This window comes from Bacillus sp. FJAT-28004, assembly GCF_001280845.1.
GTDB lineage: Bacteria > Bacillota > Bacilli > Paenibacillales > Paenibacillaceae > Pristimantibacillus.
The window spans coordinates 976,259-1,002,643 of record NZ_LGHP01000001.1 but is presented as its reverse complement, the minus strand read 5'-3'; the positions used below and the strand labels follow the sequence as shown (position 1 = coordinate 1,002,643).

Annotated in this window: 14 protein-coding genes; 2 read left to right on the top strand and 12 right to left on the bottom strand. The window is 47.5% G+C overall.

The features are described 5' to 3' along the window. Positions 1-115: 115 nt before the first annotated feature. The 6 genes from AC787_RS04090 to AC787_RS04065 form a co-directional block, all read right to left on the bottom strand. The gene (locus AC787_RS04090) at positions 116-991 is read right to left on the bottom strand and encodes an ABC transporter ATP-binding protein (RefSeq protein ID WP_054023618.1); all 876 of its coding nucleotides are present in this window, start codon (positions 989-991) and stop codon (positions 116-118) included. Positions 992-994: 3 nt separating this feature from the next. Further along, positions 995-3,862: an ABC transporter permease gene (locus AC787_RS04085; RefSeq protein WP_054023617.1), complete on the bottom strand. Its 2,868-nt coding sequence runs from the start codon at positions 3,860-3,862 to the stop codon at positions 995-997. A 55-nt stretch (positions 3,863-3,917) separates the two neighbouring features. Next, positions 3,918-4,976, bottom strand: coding sequence for an efflux RND transporter periplasmic adaptor subunit (locus AC787_RS04080; protein WP_082360621.1), 1,059 nt, complete (start codon positions 4,974-4,976; stop codon positions 3,918-3,920). Continuing rightward, positions 4,951-5,634: an ABC transporter ATP-binding protein gene (locus AC787_RS04075; RefSeq protein ID WP_054026893.1), complete on the bottom strand. Its 684-nt coding sequence runs from the start codon at positions 5,632-5,634 to the stop codon at positions 4,951-4,953. The genes AC787_RS04080 and AC787_RS04075 overlap by 26 nt, the downstream gene beginning before the upstream one ends. Before the next feature lie 568 nt (positions 5,635-6,202). Beyond that, a complete protein-coding gene (locus tag AC787_RS04070; RefSeq protein ID WP_235560895.1) occupies positions 6,203-8,194 on the bottom strand; it encodes a glycoside hydrolase family 43 protein in 1,992 nt (663 codons plus the stop codon). Between the two features lie 175 nt (positions 8,195-8,369). Beyond that, positions 8,370-9,941 carry a response regulator transcription factor gene (locus tag AC787_RS04065; protein WP_054023616.1) on the bottom strand — a complete coding sequence of 524 codons (1,572 nt, stop codon included), beginning with the start codon at positions 9,939-9,941 and terminating at the stop codon, positions 8,370-8,372. Positions 9,942-10,061: 120 nt separating this feature from the next. Between AC787_RS04065 and AC787_RS04060 the strand changes: the two genes are divergently transcribed. Continuing rightward, positions 10,062-11,204, top strand: coding sequence for a glycosyl hydrolase family 8 (locus AC787_RS04060; RefSeq protein ID WP_200930694.1), 1,143 nt, complete (start codon positions 10,062-10,064; stop codon positions 11,202-11,204). Positions 11,205-11,588: 384 nt separating this feature from the next. On the opposite strand, the gene AC787_RS04055 is transcribed toward AC787_RS04060, so the two are convergent. From AC787_RS04055 to AC787_RS04040, 4 genes are all read right to left on the bottom strand, one after another. Further along, on the bottom strand, positions 11,589-13,217 hold the full coding sequence (locus AC787_RS04055) for a helix-turn-helix domain-containing protein (protein WP_054023614.1): 1,629 nt from the start codon (positions 13,215-13,217) through the stop codon (positions 11,589-11,591). Beyond that, complete coding sequence (locus tag AC787_RS04050; RefSeq protein ID WP_414730930.1) at positions 13,192-14,961, bottom strand: sensor histidine kinase; 1,770 nt, start codon at positions 14,959-14,961, stop codon at positions 13,192-13,194. Before AC787_RS04050 ends, AC787_RS04055 begins: the two co-directional genes overlap by 26 nt. An 84-nt stretch (positions 14,962-15,045) precedes the next feature. Next, positions 15,046-16,758, bottom strand: a complete 1,713-nt coding sequence (locus AC787_RS04045; RefSeq protein ID WP_235560894.1) for an extracellular solute-binding protein — start codon at positions 16,756-16,758, stop codon at positions 15,046-15,048. A 663-nt stretch (positions 16,759-17,421) separates the two neighbouring features. Further along, a complete protein-coding gene (locus AC787_RS04040) occupies positions 17,422-18,216 on the bottom strand; it encodes an alpha/beta hydrolase (protein WP_054023613.1) in 795 nt (264 codons plus the stop codon). A 459-nt stretch (positions 18,217-18,675) separates the two neighbouring features. Here AC787_RS04040 and AC787_RS04035 point away from each other — a divergent pair, with 459 nt between their 5' ends. Further along, the gene (locus AC787_RS04035; protein ID WP_054023612.1) at positions 18,676-19,068 is read left to right on the top strand and encodes a YmaF family protein; all 393 of its coding nucleotides are present in this window, start codon (positions 18,676-18,678) and stop codon (positions 19,066-19,068) included. 144 nt (positions 19,069-19,212) lie between these two features. On the opposite strand, the gene AC787_RS04030 is transcribed toward AC787_RS04035, so the two are convergent. Further along, a complete protein-coding gene (locus AC787_RS04030; RefSeq protein WP_054023611.1) occupies positions 19,213-24,654 on the bottom strand; it encodes a glycosyl hydrolase family 8 in 5,442 nt (1,813 codons plus the stop codon). A gap of 760 nt (positions 24,655-25,414) precedes the next feature. Next, positions 25,415-26,377: a carbohydrate ABC transporter permease gene (locus AC787_RS04025; protein ID WP_321166098.1), complete on the bottom strand. Its 963-nt coding sequence runs from the start codon at positions 26,375-26,377 to the stop codon at positions 25,415-25,417. Between the last annotated feature and the right edge of the window lie 8 nt (positions 26,378-26,385).

Genomic DNA, 26,385 nt, shown 5'->3' with positions numbered 1-26,385 from the left:
ATCCTCGCCTAACAGCGTGAAATGAGGTTTTTGCTTTTCGTTTGGGAGGTTCCCCAATCACGTCATCCTCTTTGAGATTGCTGCTCCGTTTACTTCGTTAACTTTCCGTGCTTTCCTAACGCGGATAGAGGACGATGCGGCCATCCTCCATCTCCACCCGCACCTTATTGCTTTCTTTAAATCCTTCCGTGTCCAGGAAACCGGAAGGAATTTGCAGGCGACCCGCTTTATCCAGCACCGCATATTCCGTGTGGCTCTCCGCCTCCAGCATGGAGCTTTCGGCATCCAACATAGCCAGCTCATCAGCATACGAGACTTTGCGGATCATCTCCGCCGACGTTTTGCCATCCCGAATCTGGACGACCCGGTCCACCTTGCGGGCCAGTTCCGGATCATGCGTTACAATTACGATCGTAATTCCGATCGATCGATTAAGCGTTCGGAACAAATCGAGTACTTGATTCGATGTGTTCGTATCGAGGGATCCTGTCGGCTCGTCGGCGAGCAGCAGCTTCGGATCGTTGGCAAGCGCGATCGCGATCGCCACCCGCTGCTGCTCACCGCCAGACAGCTCATTCAGCCTGTTCTTCATCCGGTGGCCAAGCCCCACCGCCTCCAGCAGCTCCATAGCCCGTGCCCGCCGGCGCTTGCCGCGAAGCAGCATCGGAAGCTCCACATTAGCCAGCGCCGTTAAATAAGGAATAAGATTACGCGCATTGTTCTGCCATACGAAACCGACTGTATCGCGCTTATAAGCTACCAGCTCCTTCTCGCCAAACTTCAGCAAGTCTTTACCGTCTACATACAGTTTGCCGGCCGACGGCTTGTCAAGGCCTCCCAGCATATTCAAGAGCGTCGACTTGCCGCTGCCTGAATTGCCAATAATCGCCATCAACTCGCTGTCCTCGACCTGCAGATCAAGACCTTGCAGGGCGAACACCTCAAGATCCGCCATTTTATAAATTTTGACGAGTCCTTCGCTTCTAATCATCGTTTACTCCTCCCCAAGCTTAAGTGCTTGCGCAATCCGGATTCTCGACAAGCGATAACCGAGAATAAGCAAACCCAGAGTCAGCGTAATGCCGATGATGCTGTACAACTGCAGATAATCACTGAGCTGTTGAATCATTTCAAAGGGCGGCACTTGATCCTTCGTTGCGAAGGACATCTCGAAGAGCGGTACGAATAGCTCGCTTATCGAATTACCGATGAAAACGCCCAGAACAACCGCCGCTCCCGAAGTCAGCAATTGCTCGCTGACGAGCATGCCGATAATTTGCCCGAACCGAATACCCATCGCCCCAAGCACGCCGTATTGAAGCGTTCTGCCCGACAACTTGAGCACCCAGAACAGTAGGAAGCCGAAGAAGCTGATGAGCATGGAGATAACGAAACCAAGCGTCATAACTCCATTGATTGCGAGTCTGAACGGATCGTTTTTCGATTCAATCAGCTCTTGCGTGGCGTCCTGAAGCTGGATGATTCGCAGCTTCTTCTCCGCCAGCTGGTCATAGACGGATTGGCTTGTAACGCCGTCCTTCAGTTTCAGCCATACTTCGTATGGCTCAACAGCAAGTCTCTTCTGAATTGTGCCGAGATGACCTACGATCAAGTTGGGCTGAGCCACTTTTTCATTATCCTTGCTGCCCGTAGGAAGAGGATTCCAGCTTGGCCAGTAGTCGATAATGCCATAGACTACGAATTGCGCCTGCTCGAGCCCATCCCAGGACAAGCTAATGGTATCGCCTGGCTTTGCCTTTGCCTTCACCGCGATTGAACGAGAAATAAGAACCGCCTTCGTATTAGGCGCGAGGAGATTCAGGTAGCCGTTAATGGGATAGTCAAGCAGCCCATCCTTCATCCATGTCGTCTGGCCGAAGTTCATCGTGTCGATGCCAAAGAGCGTCGTCGCTCCGCTTGCCCCGCTGGCAGGCGTGACGAAGCGCGCATTCTCTTTCTTGAACACCTTAGCGCTCGCTTCAATGCCTTCCAGCTCTTCGAACGGCTGGAACGGCGGCTCGATGTATTGAACCCGGTTCGAGCTGGACGAGATCGACTCGGTCAGCGTTTGAGGAGCCGACGACATATAGGCCGAGGGACGCGCATCGCTTTCCCAGCGGGTTATAATCGACATATCGGCTCCGATGGCGTACTGAATCTTGCTCTCCATGTTGTCGTTAATGGTTCGGGCCGCATTCGCGCTAAAGAGTCCCGTCGCAACGGTCATGATCAGGAACAGCTTGATCGTCTGATATTGACCGGACGATCGACTAATCTGTATTAGCGTGTTGTACAGCGCTGGCGACCACCATCTGCGGCCAGCCCAATAGATCAGACGTATGAACCACGGATAGACCCGCAGCAGCAGCAAGCCGCCCCCGAGCGCGAAAAGCGAAGGCATCAGAAACAGCATCGGATCGAGCTGGAAAGAATCCGAATCAAGCCCTAACCGCTGTAAGTCCTCCTGCCGTTTGTTGAAATTATAGAGCAGATACATAGCAACGCCGACAAGGATAAAGTCAAGGCCGGTCTTATGCCAGAATGTCAGCTTGTTATGGCGGGCATTCTGTTGCTTATGACTGACGATGCTGACTCTGGTCGCCATGATAGCCGGTATGAGAGTCAAAACCAATGCGGCAGCTACCGCTGCCCCCGACATCAAGTAAGCGCTGCTGGTCAGACTGACCTCGAGCGCCGAACGATCGACGAACTCTAGAAAACCGTTCGAGGCGCCTAATACTTTAGTGAACAGAATGCCGAGAAAAGGACCAACCGCAAGTGCGCTACCGCCAAGAAACAGGCTTTCGAACGTATAGGCCGTCATAATCTGCAGACGACTTGCCCCTCTGCTGCGCAGGACGGAAATCTCCGTCTTCTGCCGTTCAATAATGAGATTGGCGGCCATATAGAGATAGAAGGCGAGCATCAGCATGACCGGTGAATAAAGAGACAGCATCATAACATCAAGCTTCTCTTGCTTGCCTTGATAGGCATCCACTGTCGATATGGCAGGGATGTTGACCTCGTCGACGCCGATGCGGCCGCGGAAATATCGCCTGATGTCCTTGTCGGCTTGTACGAATGCATCAATCGAATCTATCGTTAACTGCTCGTAATCAAGCGCCAAGCGCCAATCGAGGCTCGCGAGCTTCGTCTTGCCTCCAATTAAAAAATCGCTCTCGAATTGATCGAAAGGAATAATAAAGCCGTCGCTGTCCTGTGAAGCGAGGTAAGGCAAATAAGGATCGGCAGACGGATCCGTCTCCATGATCCCGACCGCTATAACGCGGAACTTCATCTTGTCCGGCGCTTCCGCGATCAATTCGTCCCCGAGATCACGCTTCGTTGCGATAAGGAACTTCTGCGTAACGAGAGCCTCGTAAATGCCGTCCGTGCGTACGGCTGGCATCACGCCGTCAATCAGGCGAACGCGCTTCTCAAGATCGGATAGCGACTTAATGCTGCCCGCCGCCTTTTGCGACTGCTTCTCCTGGTCCGTAGCATCAGCTCCGTACACCTTCATGCGCTGCGTGAAGCGTTGTTGATAAGCGGATAAAGCTTCTAGTCCCGCCCTTCCCGGTATCGTTTGCACGAATCGGTCAGCCCGCTTGATGGCCTCTACCGTCTTCTCGTCCACGGACGACGAGGATACTGTCGTTCCGATGCGAATATATCCCGGATACACACCTTCCAGAAGCTGCACCGATTGAAGCTCCTTCTGCAGCGTCCGCTGCAAGATGGCTTCGGAGTAAAGCGGCATGGAGCTGAACAAAGCCACGCACACGGTAAGGCCGATCCAAAGGTTCAACTGCAGCCACTTGTTGTTTGCCATCTTTCGGAGGATCATCGTCCATAAGGCCATAAGCACACCCCATCCCTGCGCCGGAAACGTTGCTGTATCCGGTCTTCATTGTTAGTTAGTTGTTCAAGATGACCTTCTGGCCTTCCTCGAGTCCCTTTATGATTTCGGCTTCCGTCGGCGTTATCAGCCCCACCTCTACGTCAACCTCCTTGCGTCGTTCGCCTTCCGCCACCTGCACGTAATAGCGACCCATGTAAGAACGAATGGCCGATCGAGGCAGGATGATGACATTCTCGCGCTTCTGAAGCTCGATCGTCAACTCGGCGCTATCGCCGATTTGGATGCCTGCCGGGGCCTTGTCCATGCTCATGTAGATCGTTACGGCATTGCGCTCTACTTTGGATCCGTCCGTTCCCATAGGCACAGTGGAAGGAGATTGCAGCACTTTGCCCGTGTACGCCTTTCCCTTGTATTTCAAATTGACCGGCATGCCTGCTTCGACCGGCTGTACCTCCTTCATATCTGCGGCAACATACGTAAGCTGAATGCGGGACGTATCCGCGATCGATACGATAGCCTGGTAGGCGTTCACAAAGTCGCCCGCATTCAACGTCTCCACGAACGTCACCGTTCCCGATAGGGTCGCATATAGACGTGATTTTGCAAGACGCGTCTCCATCGACTGAAGTGATATTCTCTCGCGTTCGAGATCGATTTCGCGCAACCGCAAGTCGGTGGTCGACGCGTCGTCAAGGTACGCTTGCTTGAACAGCAGCTGCGCTCGTTCCACGTTAAGCTGTTGAAGGCTAACCTGAAGCTCAAGATCACCCGTTTCCTGCTCCACGAGCAGATCGCCAGCGTTAACTTCCTGGCCGACGCTCACCTTGATTGCTTTGAGCCGGCCTCCCGATTCCTTGAATGACAAGTTCTCCGCGCTCGAGGAAACGAAATGGGCCGTACCTTTAAGATACGTCTGAATCGATCCGCGGCTTGCTTCTACGATATCCAATTGCTCCTGCGCCGGCTGAACAAGCGGCGGCTGCAAAGCAGACTGCTCTGCAGGGAGAAGGCCGCATCCGGACAGCGCAAGCATCGCTGCCAACGCCACTGCCGATCGGCGCATGCCTGAAAGCAGCAGTCCGCTTCCCTTATTCGATGTTCGTTTGCGATACAATTCTTCCATCCTCCAATGAAATGACATGATCGACAAGCTCCATAATGCCCGGGTCATGCGTGGTCAGAACGACCGTCATACCGGAACGATTAACGAGCTCCCGGAATACTCTCATCACTTGAAAGCCCATTCGGCTATCGAGCTCCGCCGTCGGCTCGTCCGCGATGAGCAGCACGGGCTCGTGGGCGATTGCCCTTGCGATCGCCACGCGCTGCTGCTCCCCTCCTGAGAGCTCGGCCGGCCGGTGCTTCATTCTTTCCTTCATCCCGACCTGCTCCAATGCCCGTTCCGCCGCCTCCCGATTGCCCTTAAACGGCGTGCCCGCAACGCGCAGGCCGAATTCCACGTTCTCGTATGCATTCATGAGCGGAATAAGTCCAAATGACTGGAAGACGAGGCCGATTTCTTTGCGTCTCAGAGCACTTCTCTCCTTGCCGGGCATGCGCGTAATTTCTCTGTCTCGGAAAAACACTTGCCCTTCCGTCGGCTCGTCAAGCGCGCTGAGCATATTCAGCAAAGTCGTCTTGCCTGAACCGGACCTGCCCTTAAGCGCAACCATCGATCCGGCTGGTATATCCAAATGGACATCCGATAACGCGGTGACGGCGCCACTGCCTCTACCGAATACACGCTTAAGGCCAACCGCCTTCAGAATCATCCCGCCGATTGCTTCTCCCGGCAATTCTACCTTCGCCAATACCGCTAACCTCCTCATTTGTCCCCGTTATTACTATTTATTTTAACGCTTTCATTTCTGTAGAAGTACCTGTCCATTTCTTGTTCGTTTACCCTATAAACGATAGCTTTGGTTTCGATTAACTATTAAAAAACAACCAATTGAACCCTAAAGCGCAAGCTAAGGCCTCTTTTCGATTGATCCAGGAACTCCGCTAGCAAAAAAGCCTCTGCTTTACATCAAGGTAAACCGGCTGTCACCATTCCTTTGGCGGTGCTGCGCGATTCATGCCGAGAAAATAGAGAGACCGTTTGGCGAAATAATATACTTTCCTATATTTCAAAGAAAAGACTCGCAGCGAAGAGGCTGCAAGTCTTTTTCTGTTCGAGGAAGATGGATGAATTTCACTAAGAGTAATGAAGTAACGTTAGCGAAGCGAGCAAAATAGTCGAATGAGGCTATATATTTCCTCAACAAGGTACTTGATTTATCAATAACAGGCTGTTGGACTGGACGATTTGCACTCAATTAGTAAGAATGATCTATTCGATTATTTGGCAAACTGCCATGCACGAAATGTGAACAAATCCGTATCGGCCTTGCCTTTGAACACAAAATACAGATCGTGAATGCCTTCGGCGCCTTCAACCACCGTATTTACTTCTGTCCAGCCTGTCGATCCGTCTGCCTGTGGAACGGCAAGCGAACCTATCAAAGCGCCATCCGGACTGTCCAAACGAAGCTCTATGACGGCAGCTTCGCTTCCGCCTGCTATGAACGCCGAGAACGTAGAGGCGCCGGCGCCGAAGTCCACGCCTGACACGGCCGTCCAATCGCCGTTGTGAATAGCTCCGATTGCAACCTCTTCTACCGCCGTTCCGTTATCGTCCATCTTATGCGGCAACGCATCGATGCCTGCGCTCCAAGCAAGCGTCCCCGCTTCCACTCGCACGAACGGGTTAAGCTTATCGAGCTGCGGTACGCCTTTCAAGTCGGCTTCAATTTCTAGAATCGAGCCGTCCGCGCCGAAGCTCACTTTGTTCAAATGCGTCGATCGATAGCCTTTCGGTACACCCATCGCCTTTGACAATGTCTGCGCGTGATACGCAATGTACCATTCGTCCTGGAATTGGAACATCGCATGGTGATTATTGCCTCCCACGCCGAAGAAGTGGCCGGGATTTTTCAGAATGGTGCCTTGGTATGTCCACGGACCCATAGGATGCTCGCTTGTCATGTAAGCGATTTCTCCTGCAGGCGGGCTTCCTTCTGGACGAGTGCCGCCGTAGAAATTCGAGCAGTACGTGTAATAATAAGTGCCGCCTGCTTTATTGATGCCAGCATCCTCGAACATGAATGGCGCCGGAATGACAGCGGCTTCGCCGACGACGCTGATCATGTCGTCCCCTAGCTGCATAACGCGAGCCGTATCCGGCTTCTCGTCCTTGCCCTCTGGGATACCCCCGCCGAAGTAAATGTAACCCTTGCCATCGTCATCGACCAGCACGGCCGGATCGAACAGCCATGTCACGCCTTCTGCGGCCGGCGCCGATCTCGCAATTAACGGCTTGCCGATCGGATCGATCCAAGGTCCCGTCGGGCTGTCGCTCGTCAGCACGCCAATGCCACTGGCGTTATTCGCGAAGTAAAGGAAGAACTTATCCTTGCCGTCAATCACCTTATGCGCCGCTGCCGGCGCCCAGGATTGCGTCGCCCACTTCGCCTCCCCTTCGGGACCAGCGGCAACTACGAAACCATGATCCGTCCAGTTCATTAAGTCCGAGGAGGAAACGATCGACAGCCGTTTGATTGATCCGTAAGAGTTATCCTTCACCTCTCCGGCGGCGTCGTATTCTAGTACGTCGTAGGTACTGTAAATATAAACGCGGTCATTATATACGAGAGCATAAGGATCTGCGCCGAATTTATGGGATACGATCGGATTGCCGTTCTGCGGAAGCTTCCCGACCGCGCTGGCAGGCGGCTCATAGCTCAGCTTCGAGGTTGCCCGGAACACGTCATATGCCGTGTTATTATCATTGGACTCCAAGATTTCCAGACTGCTTACCTTCAATTCTTCTTTCATTTTCACAATCAACTCCCGCTTTTGTTTTAATGTAATCGTAGCCAGCGCTTTGCTGCCGTCAAGATTCGTGAATGAAACCTTGGAACCGTCGTCATTGCCGATCCAAAGCTCCAGCCCTTCCTCGGAAGGCTGAAAGGCGACTGTTGCCGCCGAAACATTATTGAGGTTCAGAACAATCGAACCGACTTCGAATGCAATCGGAATGTGAAGCAAGGCGCGAATTTGTACAACCTCCGCCCCGATCGGGAAATCATCCATGAGTAAATCCACTTCATATGCGCTATCCCTCTTCTTGCTAAGCTCTACCGTCTCTTCCTTCAGATAAGCCGACAACTTCACAGCAGGCCGTTGCTCCGATTCATTCCGGTTAACCTGCAATAGGCTGAGAAGGAATATCGCTGTGGCGATCACTGCAAGGGCGGCAATGAGTCCAAAGCGCTTCTTGCTTGTCAACAAGCTTTCACCTCTTTCCCTATTATTGAACATAGTAAGGTTAACCACGGCAAGGAACAACCCGCCAAAGTCTCAGTCATTACCCGTCAAGTTCTAGTTGTTATGCAGATGAATCCGATCACAAAGCGAAATAGCAATTCAAGCAGCACCGCCAACCATCATCCCTTGGTCAAAAAAACTATTGCAGGTTCCATTTATTTCGATATTCGGAAGGTGACATTCGCTCCAGCTTATCGAATTGGGTGATGAAATAATCGGAATTGTTGAATCCGACCCGCTCTGCCACCTCGTATATGCGCAAGTCTTTAATTCTCAACAATTTTTTCGCTTCTTTGATTCTCAGCTGCTGCAGGTATTCATTAAAGTACACACCGTATTTTTTTTTGAAGAGCTGTCCTAAATAAGCCGGATTCAAATAGAATTGACCAGCAATTATTTTCAAACTAATATTTTTGCTATAATTTTGGTCGATGTACGTTTTAATTTTTTGAATTCTCCCCTTTCCGTAGGTTCTGTATAGCATGTTGATCAAATCGCTCGCTTCGAAAACGAACGCATTAAGCAGCCGTTTGATCTCGTCTAACGTGACATTGTAATCATACCAATTAATGATTGGTTCAAAGGACGTCAACTCGGTTTCATCGCCTTCCATGCTTCTAATCGATATACAAATCAATAGCACGCAGTGTACGATGCCTGTTTGAATCGCCTCGGGCGAAAAACGTTTCTCGCGAAATTCAGAAAATATCCGATTAACGACCAGTTTGATGTCATATGAATCGTTCTCCTCGACTGCCTCTACCAACTTCCGACATAGGTCGTCGTCTAATTGTCCGTAAACCAATGTTGTTTCTTTCACTTCGTTATATGCAATGAAACACTCGGCGCTTCTGTAATACTTGCTAGTTACTGCTTCCTTGGCGCTTGCATACGATTCATTGATCTTATCCAATTGCTTGACCGTTGTTCCCGCGTAGGCGCGATACGGAAGCCCATAGCGATCTTCGAGCCGCATTAATAAAAGTCCCATAAACGTCTTTATGCTTCCTCCAACGCCAGCAAGATACATTGAGGGAACGATCAACCCATAGGTTCTTCCGTGCTCGTATATAAACGGCTCTGACGCTCTTGGGACGATTTGCCGTACCGCATCCTGAATGTCTGCCCGAAGTTCCTCCATTAACGGAAATTTCCTTCCGCTCCAAGGATGAACGTTATTCAGCTCAATTAACGTATATGTAAACGCCTCTGATCCGATTGCCATTTCCAGCACTATCTTCTCCTCTTTCGCCGCCCCCGTCGATTCTCCTCTGATTAATGTTTCGATCTGCTTCTGGCTCTTCAGCATGCGTTTTCGCGCTTGAAGCTGTTTTTTCTTCTCCAGCTTGTCGTGCAGCTTCACAAGTACATATACAAGGTCATCTTCGTCGATAGGCTTAAGCACGTAATCCAGTACGCCCAAACGAACGGCCTGCTGCGCATAACGGAAATTGGTATGCCTGCTTATAATAACGAACTCGGTATCGAGCTTATCCTCCTCCGCAGCTTGGATTAAGGCAAGACCGTCCAGTACGGGCATTCGGATATCAGTGATGACAAGATCGGGTTTTTTGTCTCTAATCATTGCAAGCGCGTCCTTGCCATTAGCCGCTTCACCGATCACTTGATAACCGTTGCCCTCCCAATCTATCATTCCAATAAAGTCTTTGCGAAAAAATAGTTCGTCGTCGACAATAATAACGCTATGCATGAGGCAACCCTCTCTTCGAAAATTGGAAAGTGCTATATTTTTTAAAGTAAACGCTATAATTCCTTAAGCATCGACCATGTTATGATATATTCAAAAAAATGTACTATGGAGGTTGTGACAATGTCAGACTCAAACCAAGGTGCTTTCCATACAGGCAGCTACAGAAATCTATTCAAGGAACTTGGGTATTCCTTTCAGGAAATCGAAAGCAAGCTGGAGCAGGCTTGGAACGAGCTGTTCTATGGCGATCCTGAAATGCGCATCTATTACCCTTTGGGCGACGACAAAGGTTATCTCCTAGATACCGGCAATCTGGATGTACGCTCAGAAGGCATGTCTTACGGCATGATGATGGCGGTGCAAATGAACAAAAAGGATGAATTCGACAGATTATGGAACTACGCGAAGACGTTCATGCAGCATAAGGACGGCCGTTACAAGCATTACTTCGCTTGGCATTGCAAGCCGGACGGCTCTCGTATCTCGCAAGGTCCCGCACCCGACGGGGAAGAGTTTTTCGCCATGGCCTTAATTTTCGCCTCGAACCGTTGGGGTAACGGGCCTGTGCCGTTCGATTATTCCGAGCAAGCCAAAACAATTCTGCGCGCATGCATCCATCAGGGAGAAAACGGCGAAGGCGACCCGATGTGGGATCCAGCAACCAAACTGATTAAATTCATACCTGAATCGCCGTTTAGCGATCCCTCCTATCATCTTCCGCACTTCTATGAATTGTTCGCGATTCATGCCGACGAACAGGACAGGCCGTTCTGGAGAGAAGCCGCCGAAGCGAGTCGCGCTTACCTGCATGCCGCCTGCCATCCCGTAACGGGACTCTCCCCCGAATACGCGAACTATGACGGAACGCCTGCGGTACCTCAGCGGCACGGCGACTTTCGGCATTTCTTCAGTGACGCTTACCGCGTAGCGGCGAATATCGGACTTGACTATGAATGGTTCCGCAAGGACCCATGGCAAATCGATCAGAGTAATCGCATCCAGGCGTTCTTCCGCAACATCGATGTTTCCGACTATCGTCGCTATACAATCGAAGGCAAACAATTTGAGGAACCGGCGCTGCATCCGATCGGCCTTCTCGCCACGAATGCAATGGCATCTCTCGCAGCGGATGGACTCGATGCCGCCCACTTTGTCCGCTTGTTCTGGGACACGCCCTTGCGTACCGGCGCTCGGCGCTATTACGATAATTGCCTGTATTTCTTCAGTCTGCTGGCATTAAGCGGCAACTACCGTATTTATTAAACAAATTCACAAGGTGAAACGGCTGTCGCCGTCCTTTGGCGGCGTGGCGCGTTTCATTCCGAGAAATATAAGACTTCTTTATTGTGTAAAACATATAAAGTCTTATATTTTAATAAAGAAGCGGCGATCGTCTCCCTTTCTAACACGTGGAAATGATCGCTGCTTTCTTCATCTTTCATCGATCCTCACGATTGCGATCCGCGGCATCGCTCGGCCTCTCGTTACATCAATTTATCGTCTTCAAGACGTATCCACAACCTGACGAATCATATGTTTTTGCCCCTCAAATTGCAGTACTGCAACAACCGGCTGCGCGCAGAAACAATAAACAAGGCGAAAGGATAAGAGAAACCTTATCCTTTCGCCTTGTTTATTGGAATTCATCTATACGCTGAGGGAATCGCGATACTCTTGGGGCGTCATGCCGGTCACCTTCTTGAAGAAGCGCGTGAACGAATGAGCCGCTTCATACCCGACTGACACGGCAACCTCTCTTACCTTCAAATCGCTGTCATGCAGCAGCTTTTTCGCTTTTCTTGCTCTGCAGGTGTCGATGTATTCGGATAAATTAATGCCCCGTTCCTGCTTGAAGAAACGCGACAGATAGGACGGATTGAAGTAGTGGATTTCCGCAAGCCGTACCAAAGAAAGGTCCTCTCTCAGATGATCGTCGATGTACTGGCAAATTCGGTCAATGACTTGCGAGGTTCTGTCCCGCTCGTCGCTCTGCTTGTATTGGAAAATCGCTTCCGCTGTTTGCTTCAAATACCCGAAACCCTCTTTCATCGAGGCATGGCAGTCCAGTCGCATCAGCTTCCCGTGATCGTCGAGGCGGCTTTGCAGCCCCAGCTTGTTCAAGCACGAGTAGAGCATCAGAGCAACCGAATAATAAGCTTCGATGGATCGCTGCGCTTGCTCGTTGTGAAGCAGCGCCACTCTCGACAATTGCTCCCAATCGGAATAAAACTCTTCCGCGCGGCCAGCCTCCAAATGTGCAGCCATAATCTCTACTTTACGGCTCGGCACGAATGCTTCTTTCCCCGAAAATCCGTCCATATTCTCGTCATGATCCCTTAGAATCATGCAAATGCCGGTTCCGATCCTGAGCTGCTGCAGTCGGCGCAGTCTTTCATATTGCTGGGTGATGGCCGTCCAATCGCAGCTCGCTCCGCTAATTGTCAACGTGATTTCCAGCTTGAGAGAAGAGAGGCAGGCTTCTTGGATAAGCTCGAGCACCCCCTCGATATAACAGGCAAAGTCGACGGCTGGTTTCCCACCACTTTCACTTCCAGGCTGTATGAACCACATAAGGTCGCCATGCCGATCGACAATGCCGATGCTCTCCACATGGTCCTTCAGCAAGGAATCCCATATTGTCCTGGCCGATGCAAGCAGCTTGCTCCTCTCCGTATACGTCATGCCGGACGGGTACGACAACCTAGCAAGCACAAGCATGACGGTTTTCGTTGGGTCCAGTCCGATATTCAAATGGCCGAATTCTACGATGACCTCCTTCTGCTCCGAACAGAGCGAATCGCTCTCTTGCAGCAGTTGCCTCATATAATCGCCTTGCGCCATGAACTCGTATGCATACTTCTGCTCACGCGATTGCTCCAGCAGCATATTCTCGACCGTGCTTCGCTGAATATCGAGCAAGGCGCCCCGGACGGCTTCCGTCACTTTAGCATAGCCTTCTGTCTTCAGCAAATAACGGACATCCGGCATTTGAAATGCCCGGTAGGCAAAATCGAATTCGCTGTGTCCCGTAAGAAAAATGACCTTGCATCTCGGCCAATACGTCAATATTTCTTCAGACAATTCCAGTCCGTTCTTACCCGGCATGGCGATATCGGTCATTACAATATCGATGCGCGTTCGCGACATCCATTCCAGAGCTTCCTTGGCCGAATATGCCTTGCAAACGTCCAATTGATCCGGCATAAGCTTGCTCAACACTTCATAAAGTCCGTCGGTTATAATCTCCTCATCATCGACGATTAACAACCGGTGCATCCCCATCCGCCTCCTTAGAATTTATGCGTATTTCGACTCGTAAGCCACCTAGCTCGCTTCTGGACAGAAACAAGCCGTTTCCTTCTCCATAGGTCAGTATAATGCGACGGTGGATATTGATGATCCCTGTCATTTCATGCGCTTCCCCATTGTTTGCCATTTGACCGTTCAAAGCATCGATTACAGTGTCGTCGATCCGGCTTCCGTTGTCTTCGACGACAATCATGGACTCCGACTCATTCCGCTCAAAGAAGATGCGTAGAAAGCCCTCCTCCGACATTTTCTCAAGACTATGCTCATACGCGTTCTCGATAATCGGCTGAACGATAAGCCTTGGTACGCGTATGCGCTCCATCTCCTTCGGCAGATCGTCGAACTGTACGCTTATTCGTCTGGAGAATCTAAGCTTCTGGATCTCGGTATACATCCTTGCATGTTTGATTTCCTCCTTAAGGAAGACGTTATCCTCCCCGTTGCGCGTAATGAATCTGAAATATTCGCCAAGCATATTGGTGAACAGCTCGATACGGTCCGTATCACCCGTTTTGGCTAGCGAATTAAGGATAAAGAAGCTATTGTAAAGGAAATGCGGGTTAATCTGGGACTGCAGCTGCTTCAGCTCCGCCTTTTGCATCATCAGCTTTTGCTTAAAATCCTGATCGATCAGCGCCTGCAATTTGTTCAGCATGTGATTGAAACGATCATACAAATAACCGAATTCGTCCTGCTTCTCGTGATCGATCTGAATATCCAGCGTGCCGCCTTCCATTCTGCGGAAGCTCTGAACAAGCAGCAGTAACGGTCGATGAACGAGCCGGTATGTCGAGAGAGAATAAACGACGATCGCAAGAATCGACGTACCCGTGAACAGCCAAGCCCATAGATTAAACTTGTTAAGCGGCTTCTTAACCGTCTCCTCCGGTAAATACGTAACGACTGAAAGCCCTAATTCTGGCGAATCGGCTTTATCGACATGATACGTTTGTTCCTTTACTTTCAATAGCAGGGAACTTTTTTCAGAAAGATGAGGTGTTTGCAAATATTTGTCCAAAATAACGCTAGACTTGTCGTTGCCAAGCAGTGTAAAATCCACCTCTTCGGCGATCAGGAAAGAACCACTCTCAGCATAAACGTTCAGTTGATTCAACGATTCCTTCAGTTTCGCCGTATCGAGCTCGATCTGCACGATGTAAAGCGGTTCTTCCCCCTTCCTTCCCCCGAACTTGGAGGCGCTTAGATGGAGCGAATCGCCTTGCCTGATAAGACGCTTCGACCCGTTTCGTTCCGACACGGCACGGATTTGGTCATACCTTCCTTGTTCGAGATCGTGAACGGCATTGCCGAATGAGAGCGTTTTCCCGATGGAGGGAACGTGAACGTATATGTCCTTCATATAAGCGCTGCTGTTTTTAATGGAGGTCAGCCTATGAACCAAGTAGTCCATGCTCTCCTTCTTCTCGACGCTGTCCATCATATCCCACGTTACCGCGATCTTCGTAAGCTCTCCCTCCTGCAGCATATCGAATTGCTGTACCTCCAACCATTCCACCTCGCGGTTCATGTCCTCAAGATACGATGACAGCTGCGCCAAGGTGTTTCTTGAAATGTCCTGGCTCGCGTTGGTGTAGCTCCAATTATATAAATAAACGCCAAGTAGGATAATAGGCAAAATAACGACGAGATACATGATGACAAGCCTTAAAAACAAGGCATGGCGCATGGAATTGACGGGTATCTTGAGCAATCTTACACAACTCCTCGTAATCAGCATTATCCATTGTGGGAACAAGGAATACAAAGGATCGCAATGAACGAACCCACTTCTTTTCTAGGATACACTGTCTTTCTGCGCATACCACTCGTTTACCTCAGCCGTCATCTGCGATCCGCCTAATCGATACCATTCTTCGACGAAGCGGTCAAATTCCTCGATAGGCCGCCCGAGAATAATGTTCATATATGTTTTATGCTTCAAATCGTCCAATATGGATTGCTTCTCGATAATCGCTTGCGTCGGAACGCCGACGAACTTCTCGTAGAGCAGCTGATTGTTTTTTTCATAATCCCTGAAGATGGAGAACGCCCCCTTGGGCCCGTAAGTACGTTCCCACCCCCAGCCGGTTACGCTGTTTTTAGTCAAATACGAATCGATGTTTTTTTTGATCGCTTTAGCCTCATCATGCAGCACCGCTTCGTCTCCCGTGGTCCGGAATTCATCCAACTGCAGAAAAGCCTCATAATTTTTGAGCAATGGCGCGGGAGTAAAAGGCGAAAGCTGCCATGCCGGATATGGAGTGCTGTAGTAGGTTTCGTATTCGGCCGTAACGCCCCAATTTTTCTCCAGATGCAAATTAATCATTTTCACGATCGCTTCGGGGTGCTCGACCCCTTTTTTGACGGCTAAAAACTGCGTAGTCGCGAAGCGAAGCGGTACTTTGGGCAACCGACCGCTATCTGACACAATGGGGTACGGCTGCCAGTCCGCATCGGCATCTTTCTCGTAGCTCGCTTGAACCACGAATGAACCCCATTGCTCTCCGTACATGATGCCGATTTTCCCTTCCGAGATCATCGCCTTCTCTTTGCGACCGTCCTTCAACGCAAATTCCGGATCGATTTGTCCGTCGCGGTACATCTGCTGAAGAACGGCGAGCGCCTTTTTCGCTTCCGGCTGAACGGCTCCATTCATAAGCTTTCCCGTATCATCCTCCAACCAAATGTTTGGGTAAGCGCCGTAACCCGCCATAAAGTCCAATGCCCCCATAACGGGATCCCACAAATATTGCGTGAGCGCCAGCCCGTATGTGTCGTCTTTGCCATTCCCGTCGGGATCATTTTCTGTAAACGCTTTCGAAATCGCGAGCAAATCATTCATCGTCTCTGGCGGCTTTAAATCGAGCCGCTTCAGCCAATCGGTCCGTATCCATAGATATTGGGCGCCTTCGATCGATGCCGACGTTTCTGGTATCGCCATCAGCTTCCCGTCAATCGTTGCCGCCTCAAACGGCCCCGTCCCTTCCTGGTTCAGCACATCCTTGGTGAACGGCGCTGCATACTGCTCGTACACACTGCTTAAATCCTGCATGAGTCCTTCGTTTGCCAATTGCCGTAACTGCTGCGCATTCACTCTAACGATATCGGGTATGTTGCCCGATGCTAACGCAGATCCTAATTTTTGTTGATAGAGATCCCTTTTAGCAGTCCATTCGTACTTAACCCGAATGCCAAGCACATCCTCGTAGAGCTGGCTCCACCGATTGTTATCGAGTGTCTCCCCCGGAAAATTGGCAATCAAATCAGTAAAATCTTCGTCTATTTCCCGTACGAGCGAAATTTCGATCGGAGGATTATATTTGGTTAAGCCTAAATCCGTATACATCGATTGTTCCGCACCGCCTGTATCCGGGTTCTCTGCCGCTTCCTTATTCTCACACGCCGTAAGCGTCTGCATAAACATGAATACGGCGAGCATGAGCGCAGCCTTATTCCATATTCGCTTCTGCAAGTTGACAACCCCATTTCTCGACAACGAATTAATCATGCATGATTATTATTCTCCATGATTGATCACCAAAAAATCAAGAGTCAATCTTTTATAATGTTACCTATTCTTTACTTGATGTAAAAAACGAGGCACAAATCGGAAGCCGATTGCCGACAGCATACAAAAAAACACGCCGGAACTGGCGTGTTTTCATGTAAGCCTATAATTCCTCTCCAAGCTTGCGCACGATTTGGAACGGCGGCACTTGCTCCGTTGTCGCGAAAGACATCTCGAACATGAAGCAGGTATTAGGAATTCTCTATCCCAGGTGATCTCATTTATTAAAAAGTTACCTCTTAACCTGATTTCCAAATATCATCCTCGTTGTCTGTTCTTCGTGTTTCGTCTCCATAGAGCAGACTCGATCTTGATCACTTTTGTCTGTCCGCTTCTATGCACAGATTTCGCCATACGCAGGTAACCTAGCTACGAAGGTAGCTTGGCCCCTCCTTCGGTTGAATGTTCACCAACTAGACGATATGCGCATTGAGATAACCAATACATGACATAACTCCCTTGGAGCACAAATTAAAGTGGAATAAAAATTACAAAAGCATCACCTCACTAAGGTGATGCCCCGATTGTTGAGAATCAAAATGACTATAAAACCATAGTTTTTATTTCAATGGTGTACCTCTAAGAGAACAGTCGCTAGACAGGTTATCTAAAAATGAGTTGGGAAAAATGGTATAAATCGTTTTTCCAAACCGGCCAATCGTGCCCGCCACTTTCCTCGTACCAAATATGGGGCACATGGTTCCTCTCCAAATACGCATGTGTCCGGTCGCTGACATGCTTAAGATTGTCCAGAAGTCCGCATGACAACCAGAGCAAACTCAGCTTAGCCGACGCATCTTCCGGATTCGGGACAAGCAACTCGGGTTCCTTCGTGTTTGGCGCAGAGGAAAAACCTCCAATCCAAGCGAAATGATCTAGATTGCCTAATCCGATATTGAGCGATTGTCCTCCTCCCATCGATAAACCGGCTAGAGCACGGTTCTCTCTCTTCGTCAGAACCGTATAGTTCGATTCCACATAAGGGATGAGATCATAAAGCAAATCGGATTCGAAATCCTCGAACGCCTTTAATTTGTCCGCGTCGAATAAATTGCCCTCCGCCCGGTCGTTCTGCATGGCACGGCCGTTAGGTAGAACCACAATCATGCGCGCAAGCTTGTTGTCAGCATACAAATTATCAAGAATCACTTGCGGACCCGCATGATTGTACCATTCCTCTTCGTTTCCGCCGATACCGTGCAATAAATAAAGAACGTTATATTCCCCTTGACCATCCGGGTAACCTGGAGGGATGTAAATCATCGTTCTACGCTTGCATCCTACTGTTTTAGAGAAATATTCAACCGTTTCAATTTTGCCGTGGGCAATATCTTCCCTGTACTGGTCATACCCGGTCGGAATGGCACGTCTTAGCGAATCATAGTGAATTGGACTCATCCTATTTCCTTCCCCTTCCTGTTTACACCTACTTAACTGCCAAAAGTATAAACTTTCCATACTGAACAAACAACCTGTCAATTGTTACTACTCACTTGTACGTTAAAGTTAGAGTTAGAAGGGTTCCAGAACCATAAGACTGTTTTATGTGGAAGAGATTTTCAAGCAAAAACGCGTATGGAAATGAATGTATAAAATTCAATCTAACGCTTAATTATTGCTAATTCGTAACTCTTCATTGAACCTGTTAGTCTCAGATTTATCCCCACAGGAAGAACTTGAATCTGGCAAGGTATTCAAAGATATTTTTACAATGATTTTAGCCCTAACTATTACATTGAAAATAAAAGCTACGAAAGCTCCCATCATTGTTTTCATTATGGGCTTTAGTCGCTTCCTGACAAACATGGTTCTTCATAGACTAATTCCGTACCTAACTCATTAGGAAGGGAGCAAAAAATGAATATTCCTGTTTCCGGATTTGTGATGAGAACTTCCGAAGAGGACGATAGCCATCATTCGCATAAGCTATATATAACGTCTTGGAATGGAAACCCTGTCCATGTTCATGCCTTTTTCGGTGAAACCTCCATCGATGACGGACATTCTCATCAATATGCGAGTTGGACCGCTGCTGCACCAACCGGGGTGCCTCATATACATGGATATCAAACTGTCACTTCACTGAATAACGGCCATACCCACCTTATTCAGGGAACGACCGGTCCAGCCATCGCTCTTCCCGGTGGAGGACACTATCATTTATTTGAAGGATATACCACTATTGACGGCACTCATCCCCATTCACATGCCTATCGCGGGAGAACTGGCAATGAAGTTAGTAGTATGTAAAAAAATTCACTGGATATAAAGGACATTCTACAATAATTAATAGAATGTCCTTCTTTTTTACCCTTGTATGCTGGGCGCACTAAGACGGAGCCGACTCATAAGGCGGCTCCGATGCAAAGCGTAAATGACTGTAAAACCCAGACATTATTTTTCCAATATTTCTTTCAATTTCAGCAGCACAGTAACCGCTTCAGCACGGGTAGCAACGCCATTCGGTACAAAATTATTACCGCTGCGTCCTAGTACAATACCGTGCTTTTTCGCCGTTTCTGCAGCATTCTTAGCCCATGCAGGAATAGCACTATCATCTGCAAAGCCTGTTTTACCGGTCGCATCTGCGTCAATACCAGTAACTTCTCCGATCATAGTAACCATTTCTGCTCTTGATATGCTTGCACTTGGACGGAAGCTGCCATCCTCATAGCCAGTAATAATACCAGCTTCAACAGCCTGAGCTACTGCCTTAACAGCCCATGCGCCGATTGCTGACTTATCCTTAAATAACAGCTCACTGCCGCTTGTTTGCGGCTTCAGTATTTGCATCATCATCACTGCAAACTCCGCGCGAGTTACTGAGAGGTTCGGCTTGAACGTGCCGTCGGAATAGCCATTAACAAAGCCTTCCGCCACTGCTTTTTGGATGTTTAGCTGCGCCCAGTGACCCTCAATATCCTTGAAGTTCAGTTGATTTTTATTCATAACCATTACAGCAAATTTCGTAAAGTGATCAACTTCAACTTCAATTTTATTGCCAGTCACTTTGCCTCCAATAAGTACCCATTTCTTATTCGTTTCATCGAAGTAGAATATACCAGCCGTTTGATTCTCTTTTAGCAGCGATGAATTAAATTCAAAGACGAGTGTAACTTTCTTGTTGAATTTACCTGAAATATTTTTCAACACTTCAAATACCGAGCTGAGAGGAAGATCATCCTTAGAGAAAAGCTTAGTCGTATCCAACAGCTCTTCAATGGTCAACATAATTTCCTTATCCGTTGCTCCAGCTGGGATAATGACTTTCATTTTCTCAACTAAGCTCACCTTTGCAGAAAAACCAGCAGGTATTGTTGCTTTTCCATTTGTGGATACAATTTCAGTAACACCTGTGCCGCCGCCTGTATTGCCGCCAGTTGACGCTTTAAGTGTAGTAATATTTCTCGCATTGCTGGCCTTTGAGAAATTATTCGTATGATCGAATGCGATTATATAATACTGGTAAGCTGTTTCTGAGTTTAACCCCGTATCGCTATAAGATGTGCTCGTTGTTGTTGCCAGCTCAATTCCATTGCGGAAAACTTTATACCCTGCTACTCCCAAAATGTCAGTAGAAGGTGACCACGTCAAATTAATTTGAGAGCTGGAAACCGCTTCTGCTTTTAAATTCGATGGATCAGAAGGCGCATCGGTATCAACGATGGTCGGTGTCCACCAGTTGCCGGATACGACAATCATGCTGAGCAAACGGAGATTATTGCCAAAATACAAATCATCTTCCGTCTTTACAGCAGTATTATATTCCCATAGTTTATTAAGCCATTCTTGATTGGACGAATCGATCATTGCACTAACCATTAGTGGAGCTGAGAAGGTGATATCTTGATAATCAGCGATCGCTTCCGATCCATCCAATTTATAGCCAGCCATAATTTTTTGCGGATCGTTATCCGTCGTTTTACGAATCCACTCATTTAATGTGCTTAACTGATCTTTTGCACGCTTTTCCCCTGTAATGAGATAATCTGTACCTATACGCCATGGTATACGGGATGAGTTATAGCTATAATCTCCGTCCGTTTCTGATTCCAGGAAGGACGGTGGTGCAGGTATAAAGCTTCCACTGTCTGTATCCTTCATGACAAAGTCTGGAAGCAGACCAGCGTTCGGACTGAAATTCTTATAAAGACTTTCCATCACATTATAGGTTTTGTCTACAACCTGATTCCAACGGCCATCGCCGGAAACAACAGCAAAGTCCTTCATATGCTGCAGCATGAAATCCGAAGGACGCGTAGCATTTTCATACTTACCGCTTGTTGCCCAATCGGCAATTCTTAATACCCAATCCGTTTGGTTGACTTCACTATCCATAATGGCTTTTATTACTTTACGAGCCTGAGCCAAATAATCGATTTCCCCGTCATTGCCCCATTGCTCACTCGCAAGAAGAAGTGCATAGGCAATATCCAAATCTCCATCCGTAGCTGAATCCACACCGTTAATGTCAATAATTGCTTTACCATTATCGGCTTGCTGCCAAGCCATTAGGTCTGGATTGATCTCGCTTGGATGTGCTCTGAAATAACGATACATGCCGTCAAAATACTTCTTCGCATCTCCATCATGACCTGCCATGAGAGCTGTGATCAGCATTCCATAGCCATGAGCTTCAGAAACTGTAATTTCATTCTCTTTAAACCAGTCTCCATCCGCATACCACACATAATATTGGCCTGGTATATATGGATTCTCTTTCAAATATTTCGCTTTCCACTCGTCATATAATCTCGACACGGTATTATCCATATCAGATTGCGTTATATGATTTGGTTTAATGGTGCCCTCCGCATAAGCTGTATGCTGAGGGAAAGCTTTGAGTGGGCCTTCACCCGCAGAGGCTGGCTTCGTCTTCACGCTAATCGAATTGCTTGCAAGCGATTCGGTTCCCTCATGATTATGTGCCTTCACTTCATACTTATAAGTGCTGTTTGCAGCTAAACCTGTATCAGAATAGGATAGCTTCGAGCTTGTTGTTGCGCCAATTTTCAGACCATCACGGTACACATTATAGCCTGTCACCACGATGTTCCCTGAGGATGCTGCCCACGTCAATTCGTTCTGATATGGGGATACGGCTTTACCAGTTAAGCTTGTTGGTGCTGAGGGCGGTTCATTCTCAGCCCCATTTTCAATCGTTGTTACTTCTACCGGAGCAGAGTTGTCTCTCGTTCCAACGGCCTTAACGATAAAATCATATTTCTTATTAGGATTGATGTCTTTAATTTCTAAGCTGTACTCTGTTTGATTTCCAGTCGTTGAAATATATTCGCTCCAGTGTGTTGCTACTTTATCGTTCTTCTCGTAGATTCTAAATCCTCTAACCGGCTCTGTTCCTGTAGAAGGCTTATTCCAAGATAGAATCGCTTTATTTCCGACCAGCTTCACCTTGACGTTCTCTACCTTCTCCGGCTTGGTATCCGTTCTTCTGATTCCGTAATCATCATAAGCTTTCAATCCATTTCCAACTGTATTTTCAGCTTTTTCGTCGGAAACAGCTGCTGTGAATGCGGTAAAAGCAAGCACTTTATCCGAAATAGACACATCCGTAAACATTTTTTTGAATGGTTGTGTGTCAATCTCAGCAAAGTAATCATCATAGGGAATGGGATTGCCGTTCTCATCCTTTATTTCTTGCGCTTCCCCATTTTCATCAATATAATGCTGGTTATTTTTTTCATAAAATTTATTTCCGAACGCATTAGACATCAGGTAGACTGTTCCTTTAGGGTCAATGGCATTGCCATTCTCATCTAATTTAAAATCTTTAATGATCTCATCATTTAACATTTGGAATGATCTCATATACATATGATCATGGGCTTCGAACACCATATCGATTCCCATTTGGTCAAATTCAGGAATGAGATATTTTTTGTAAAATTGAACTCGCTCATCTTCCCATTGCGCTGAATTGTCGCCAGCCCCGTAAGGCCCCTTATGGAAAGTAACAAACTTCCATTTCTTATCACTTTTCGCTACTGTGTTTTGCATCCATTCCACTTGATCCCAGAACTCTTTGTCCGCCCATTCTACATCTTTCCCATTCGCAGCAAGTCCGCCTTCATATTGGGAATTGAATACCATGAAAAGCGCGTCGCCGTACTCGAAGGAATAGACAGAACCTTCATCCGTACCGGCTACCGTTTGCTTTGGCAAGTTGAAGTGGTTATAGAAGTTATTATTAGGCGTCGTTACATCACCGTCATAGTCATTCACTTCATGACCGCCAAGTACAGGCACATAAGGAACATTCGTTAGAGAATCCTGTGCTAAGCCCAGCATCCACTGCCATTGCTCCTCCAAATCTCCATTGTCGACCAAATCGCCTGCGCTGATCAGAAACTTAGGATCGCCAATATAATCGACTGCTTTCCTAAATGTATCTGCCCATGGTTCAAAATTAGATTTATCAGAAGCCTGCGAATCCGATCCTGCAATAAAGCGGAAAGGTTGGTTAGCTGCTGTATCCGTTGTAAATGAACCAATAGAACTCCAGCTGCCCTCTTCTCCATTGCCAACTCGGAATTTATACACTGTACCCGGTTTCAGTTGGTTTGCGATTGCTTTGTGACTGATGAATTTCGTGAATGTCTTGGAATCACGATCACCTTCTGTCGCATAGGTTTGAATTTCCTCCGCCGTTCCCTTATAGTTAGCCGCTCCATCTGCCCAGAAGACATTTCCTGGCATTTTAGAAGCCTCAACGACTTGAACGACAGAGTCTGTCATCGTATCGGTATACCATGCTAGAGCAATACTCGTCTTGGGATCACCGTTAAATGTCATATTGATCATTTTCGGCAAGAAAGGCGATTCTTGTGTGCTAAAGCTCCATGTCAAATCGCGAACCTGAGCCACTTCGTCTGTACCTTTGATCAATGATTTCGGTACAGAAACCGTATACGTTTTGCCATAACTAAAATGAGGATGATTAATCTTGAGCGTGTTTCCACCTACAACTTCCAGTGAAACATCCGCTAAAGGATTATTCTCATTGTCGACGATGCTTACAACAGATGTTGTGTCTAGAGAAATGGCCTTATTAAACTTCACGGTCAATGGAGCATCCAACGATACATTTTCAGTCGTGTCCTTTGGAAGCTTAACCACATCAATAGTCGGTACACTAATGGCCGAGTTATCTATACGCTCCCCTTGAACCAGAATGTTTCTGATTTTGCTGGAGCCTCCGCCTCCAATTCCATCACCATTACCATTTGTGTTCTGTCCCGAGCTAACGACCCATCGAAGATACAGAAGCTCCTGATCATTCGCTTCACTTGGAATAGCAATGTTTTTCAGTTTGCATTCATCGTTAGGCGGGCAAATATAAACTCCTTTTGTCATTTTAACCGCAGTGTTCGGCACATCTGTCCATGTCGCCCGATCCGTGCTCATCTGCACTTTAAAATCACGCGGGCCGGAGCCGGAAGAGGTTTGTTCCGATGACAAGGTTAAATTTTTAAAGCCTTTAGTAGAGATCGTAGCAAGCCAATATTTTTGGCTAAAATCACCGCTCCAGCCTTGATAACTAAGATGCTTGTCGCTCTCGCTGTAGTATTCATAGGTTCCTCCGACATTTTGGAACAAGGAAGCCGCTCCGTAAGCACCGCCTGTCGCTAAGGAGATACCATTATCGCCTCCATTCGGAAATATCCATTCCGCAACCTTCTCTGCTCCATTGCTCACTGTTGATGGTTCATCCGCGGCAGCAGCAAAGCTGGAAAAAGTGGTTGTCAACATCATGAACGTTAATAACATACAAGTCATTACATGAAATGATTTTTTCCATTTCCTTCTGCTATGCATATACTTAACCTCTTTTCTTTTCCATAATGAAAACTAAATGTCAATAAACCTGAAAGTCCGTTTCTTTGAATACGCTGTCAAAAATATTTGATGCAGAATTCAGCATTTCATTTGTATTCACCCTTGGCTTCACCCCCTCATTTAGTGCAACATCCCCTTTCTAAAGTTTAAGCGCTTTAATCTTCAAAAAGAGTTTATCCTTTAAGGCAAACTCTGTCAATCACTTCCAAGGCTGTTTTCTTGATTAATTTAGAAGATATTTACCTGTTTATTTCAAGTTTCTCTCCTTATTTCTCGCTTTTATTCATCATTCCCAGAAGAAAAAGTAATCATATATTAATTTAAGTTAAAGCGTTTAAATTATTGTAAAGATTGAATGGTGTCGAAAAACAAGAAATCCAAGGACATCTTTTTTTAAAAAAAGAGAGCTAGGCTACACTTTAGAGATGATTCCTGCACTGAACGAGGCCACTGAAAAACTTACGTTTTTGTATTCCTGATAGTCTATTCAATAAAAATAGGCAACTTCCGATTCAAAATTGGTCGGAAATTGCCTATTTCTTTACCGTTTATCAGCAACAGATCCGTTAGCATTCCTGTAGAGCGTTAAATATCCGCTTTGCAAAAAAACGAGCGCCTCGGTACGATGGAAGTACGCAACGGGTCATAGCCCTAAAAATTCCATCATCCTCTTATGATGACTTATTCATTGTACACGAAATGGCTTTCCTGATAGGCTGATTTAACCTACCAAGATCATTTACCCTATCAATCCGCTGCGCTCAACGCTTTCTACGAAATAGCGCTGTGCAAACATATACAAGAGTACGATCGGTGCAATAAACAGCAGCTCGCCCGCGTTTTTAACCATATAGGCATAGAGTGGGTCCGTCATAGAGAAGGAAGCCCACATGACAGGCAACTTGGTCGATAGTACATCTGTCGATGTCAGGAATAGAGAGACGAAATAATTGTCATTCCACTGCCACACGAACGAGAACAGGACAACTGTAACGATCGATGGAATGGCATTAGGCAGCATGATGCGGTAAAACGATTGAAAAACGGTACATCCATCAATGTAAGAAACCTCCTCCAGCTCCATAGGAATGCCTCGGAAAAACTGGAGAAAAATGAAGATAAACAAACCGCTCTTTATTCCCATACCGGTAGCAGATTGAAGAATAAATGGCCAATAGCTGTCCAGAAGATTAATCCCCTTTTGTCCGGTGAACAACTGGATAAGACCGAATACATCAAAGTAACGATAATTGAGATAAGTTGTAATCATAATCGTTTGTACAGGCACGATAATAGTAAAAATAACGCCCCCGAATAAGATCTTACTCCCTTTAAAGCGCAATCGTGCAAATCCAAATGCCGCCAGAGAGCAGGAAATCACTTGCAGGAGAGTCGATACTCCCGCAATCGTAAATGAGCTCATGAATGTCTTCGGATAACTGAGCGCCTCATAGGCAATTTTTAGCGTATCCAATGTGAAGTTTTTCGGAATCCAAAGTACGGTTGTGTCATACAAATCCACACGATCCTTAAACGACACCGATAGCTTGAAAAACAGCGGATATAAAATCACAAAGCAAAAACCGATCACGAGTATCGTTCGAACAATCACCCAGCTCCAATGCTTACTCCAATTAAGGAGGCTGAATCGCCTTGCACGTTCTCTCCATGCTGTTGCGCTTGAACGGATGGCCAGCTTCACTGTATTCC

Excerpts from the sequence above, each read along its gene's own strand:
- AC787_RS04075 (WP_054026893.1), bottom strand. The coding sequence starts at position 5,634 with ATGATTCTGAAGGCGGTTGGCCTTAAGCGTGTATTCGGTAGAGGCAGT.
- AC787_RS04060 (WP_200930694.1), top strand. The coding sequence starts at position 10,062 with ATGTCAGACTCAAACCAAGGTGCTTTCCATACAGGCAGCTACAGAAAT.
- AC787_RS04090 (WP_054023618.1), bottom strand. The coding sequence starts at position 991 with ATGATTAGAAGCGAAGGACTCGTCAAAATTTATAAAATGGCGGATCTT.
- AC787_RS04065 (WP_054023616.1), bottom strand. The coding sequence starts at position 9,941 with ATGCATAGCGTTATTATTGTCGACGACGAACTATTTTTTCGCAAAGAC.
- AC787_RS04045 (WP_235560894.1), bottom strand. The coding sequence starts at position 16,758 with ATGATTAATTCGTTGTCGAGAAATGGGGTTGTCAACTTGCAGAAGCGA.
- AC787_RS04085 (WP_054023617.1), bottom strand. The coding sequence starts at position 3,862 with ATGGCCTTATGGACGATGATCCTCCGAAAGATGGCAAACAACAAGTGG.
- AC787_RS04055 (WP_054023614.1), bottom strand. The coding sequence starts at position 13,217 with ATGCACCGGTTGTTAATCGTCGATGATGAGGAGATTATAACCGACGGA.
- AC787_RS04040 (WP_054023613.1), bottom strand. The coding sequence starts at position 18,216 with ATGAGTCCAATTCACTATGATTCGCTAAGACGTGCCATTCCGACCGGG.
- AC787_RS04035 (WP_054023612.1), top strand. The coding sequence starts at position 18,676 with ATGAATATTCCTGTTTCCGGATTTGTGATGAGAACTTCCGAAGAGGAC.
- AC787_RS04030 (WP_054023611.1), bottom strand. The coding sequence starts at position 24,654 with ATGCATAGCAGAAGGAAATGGAAAAAATCATTTCATGTAATGACTTGT.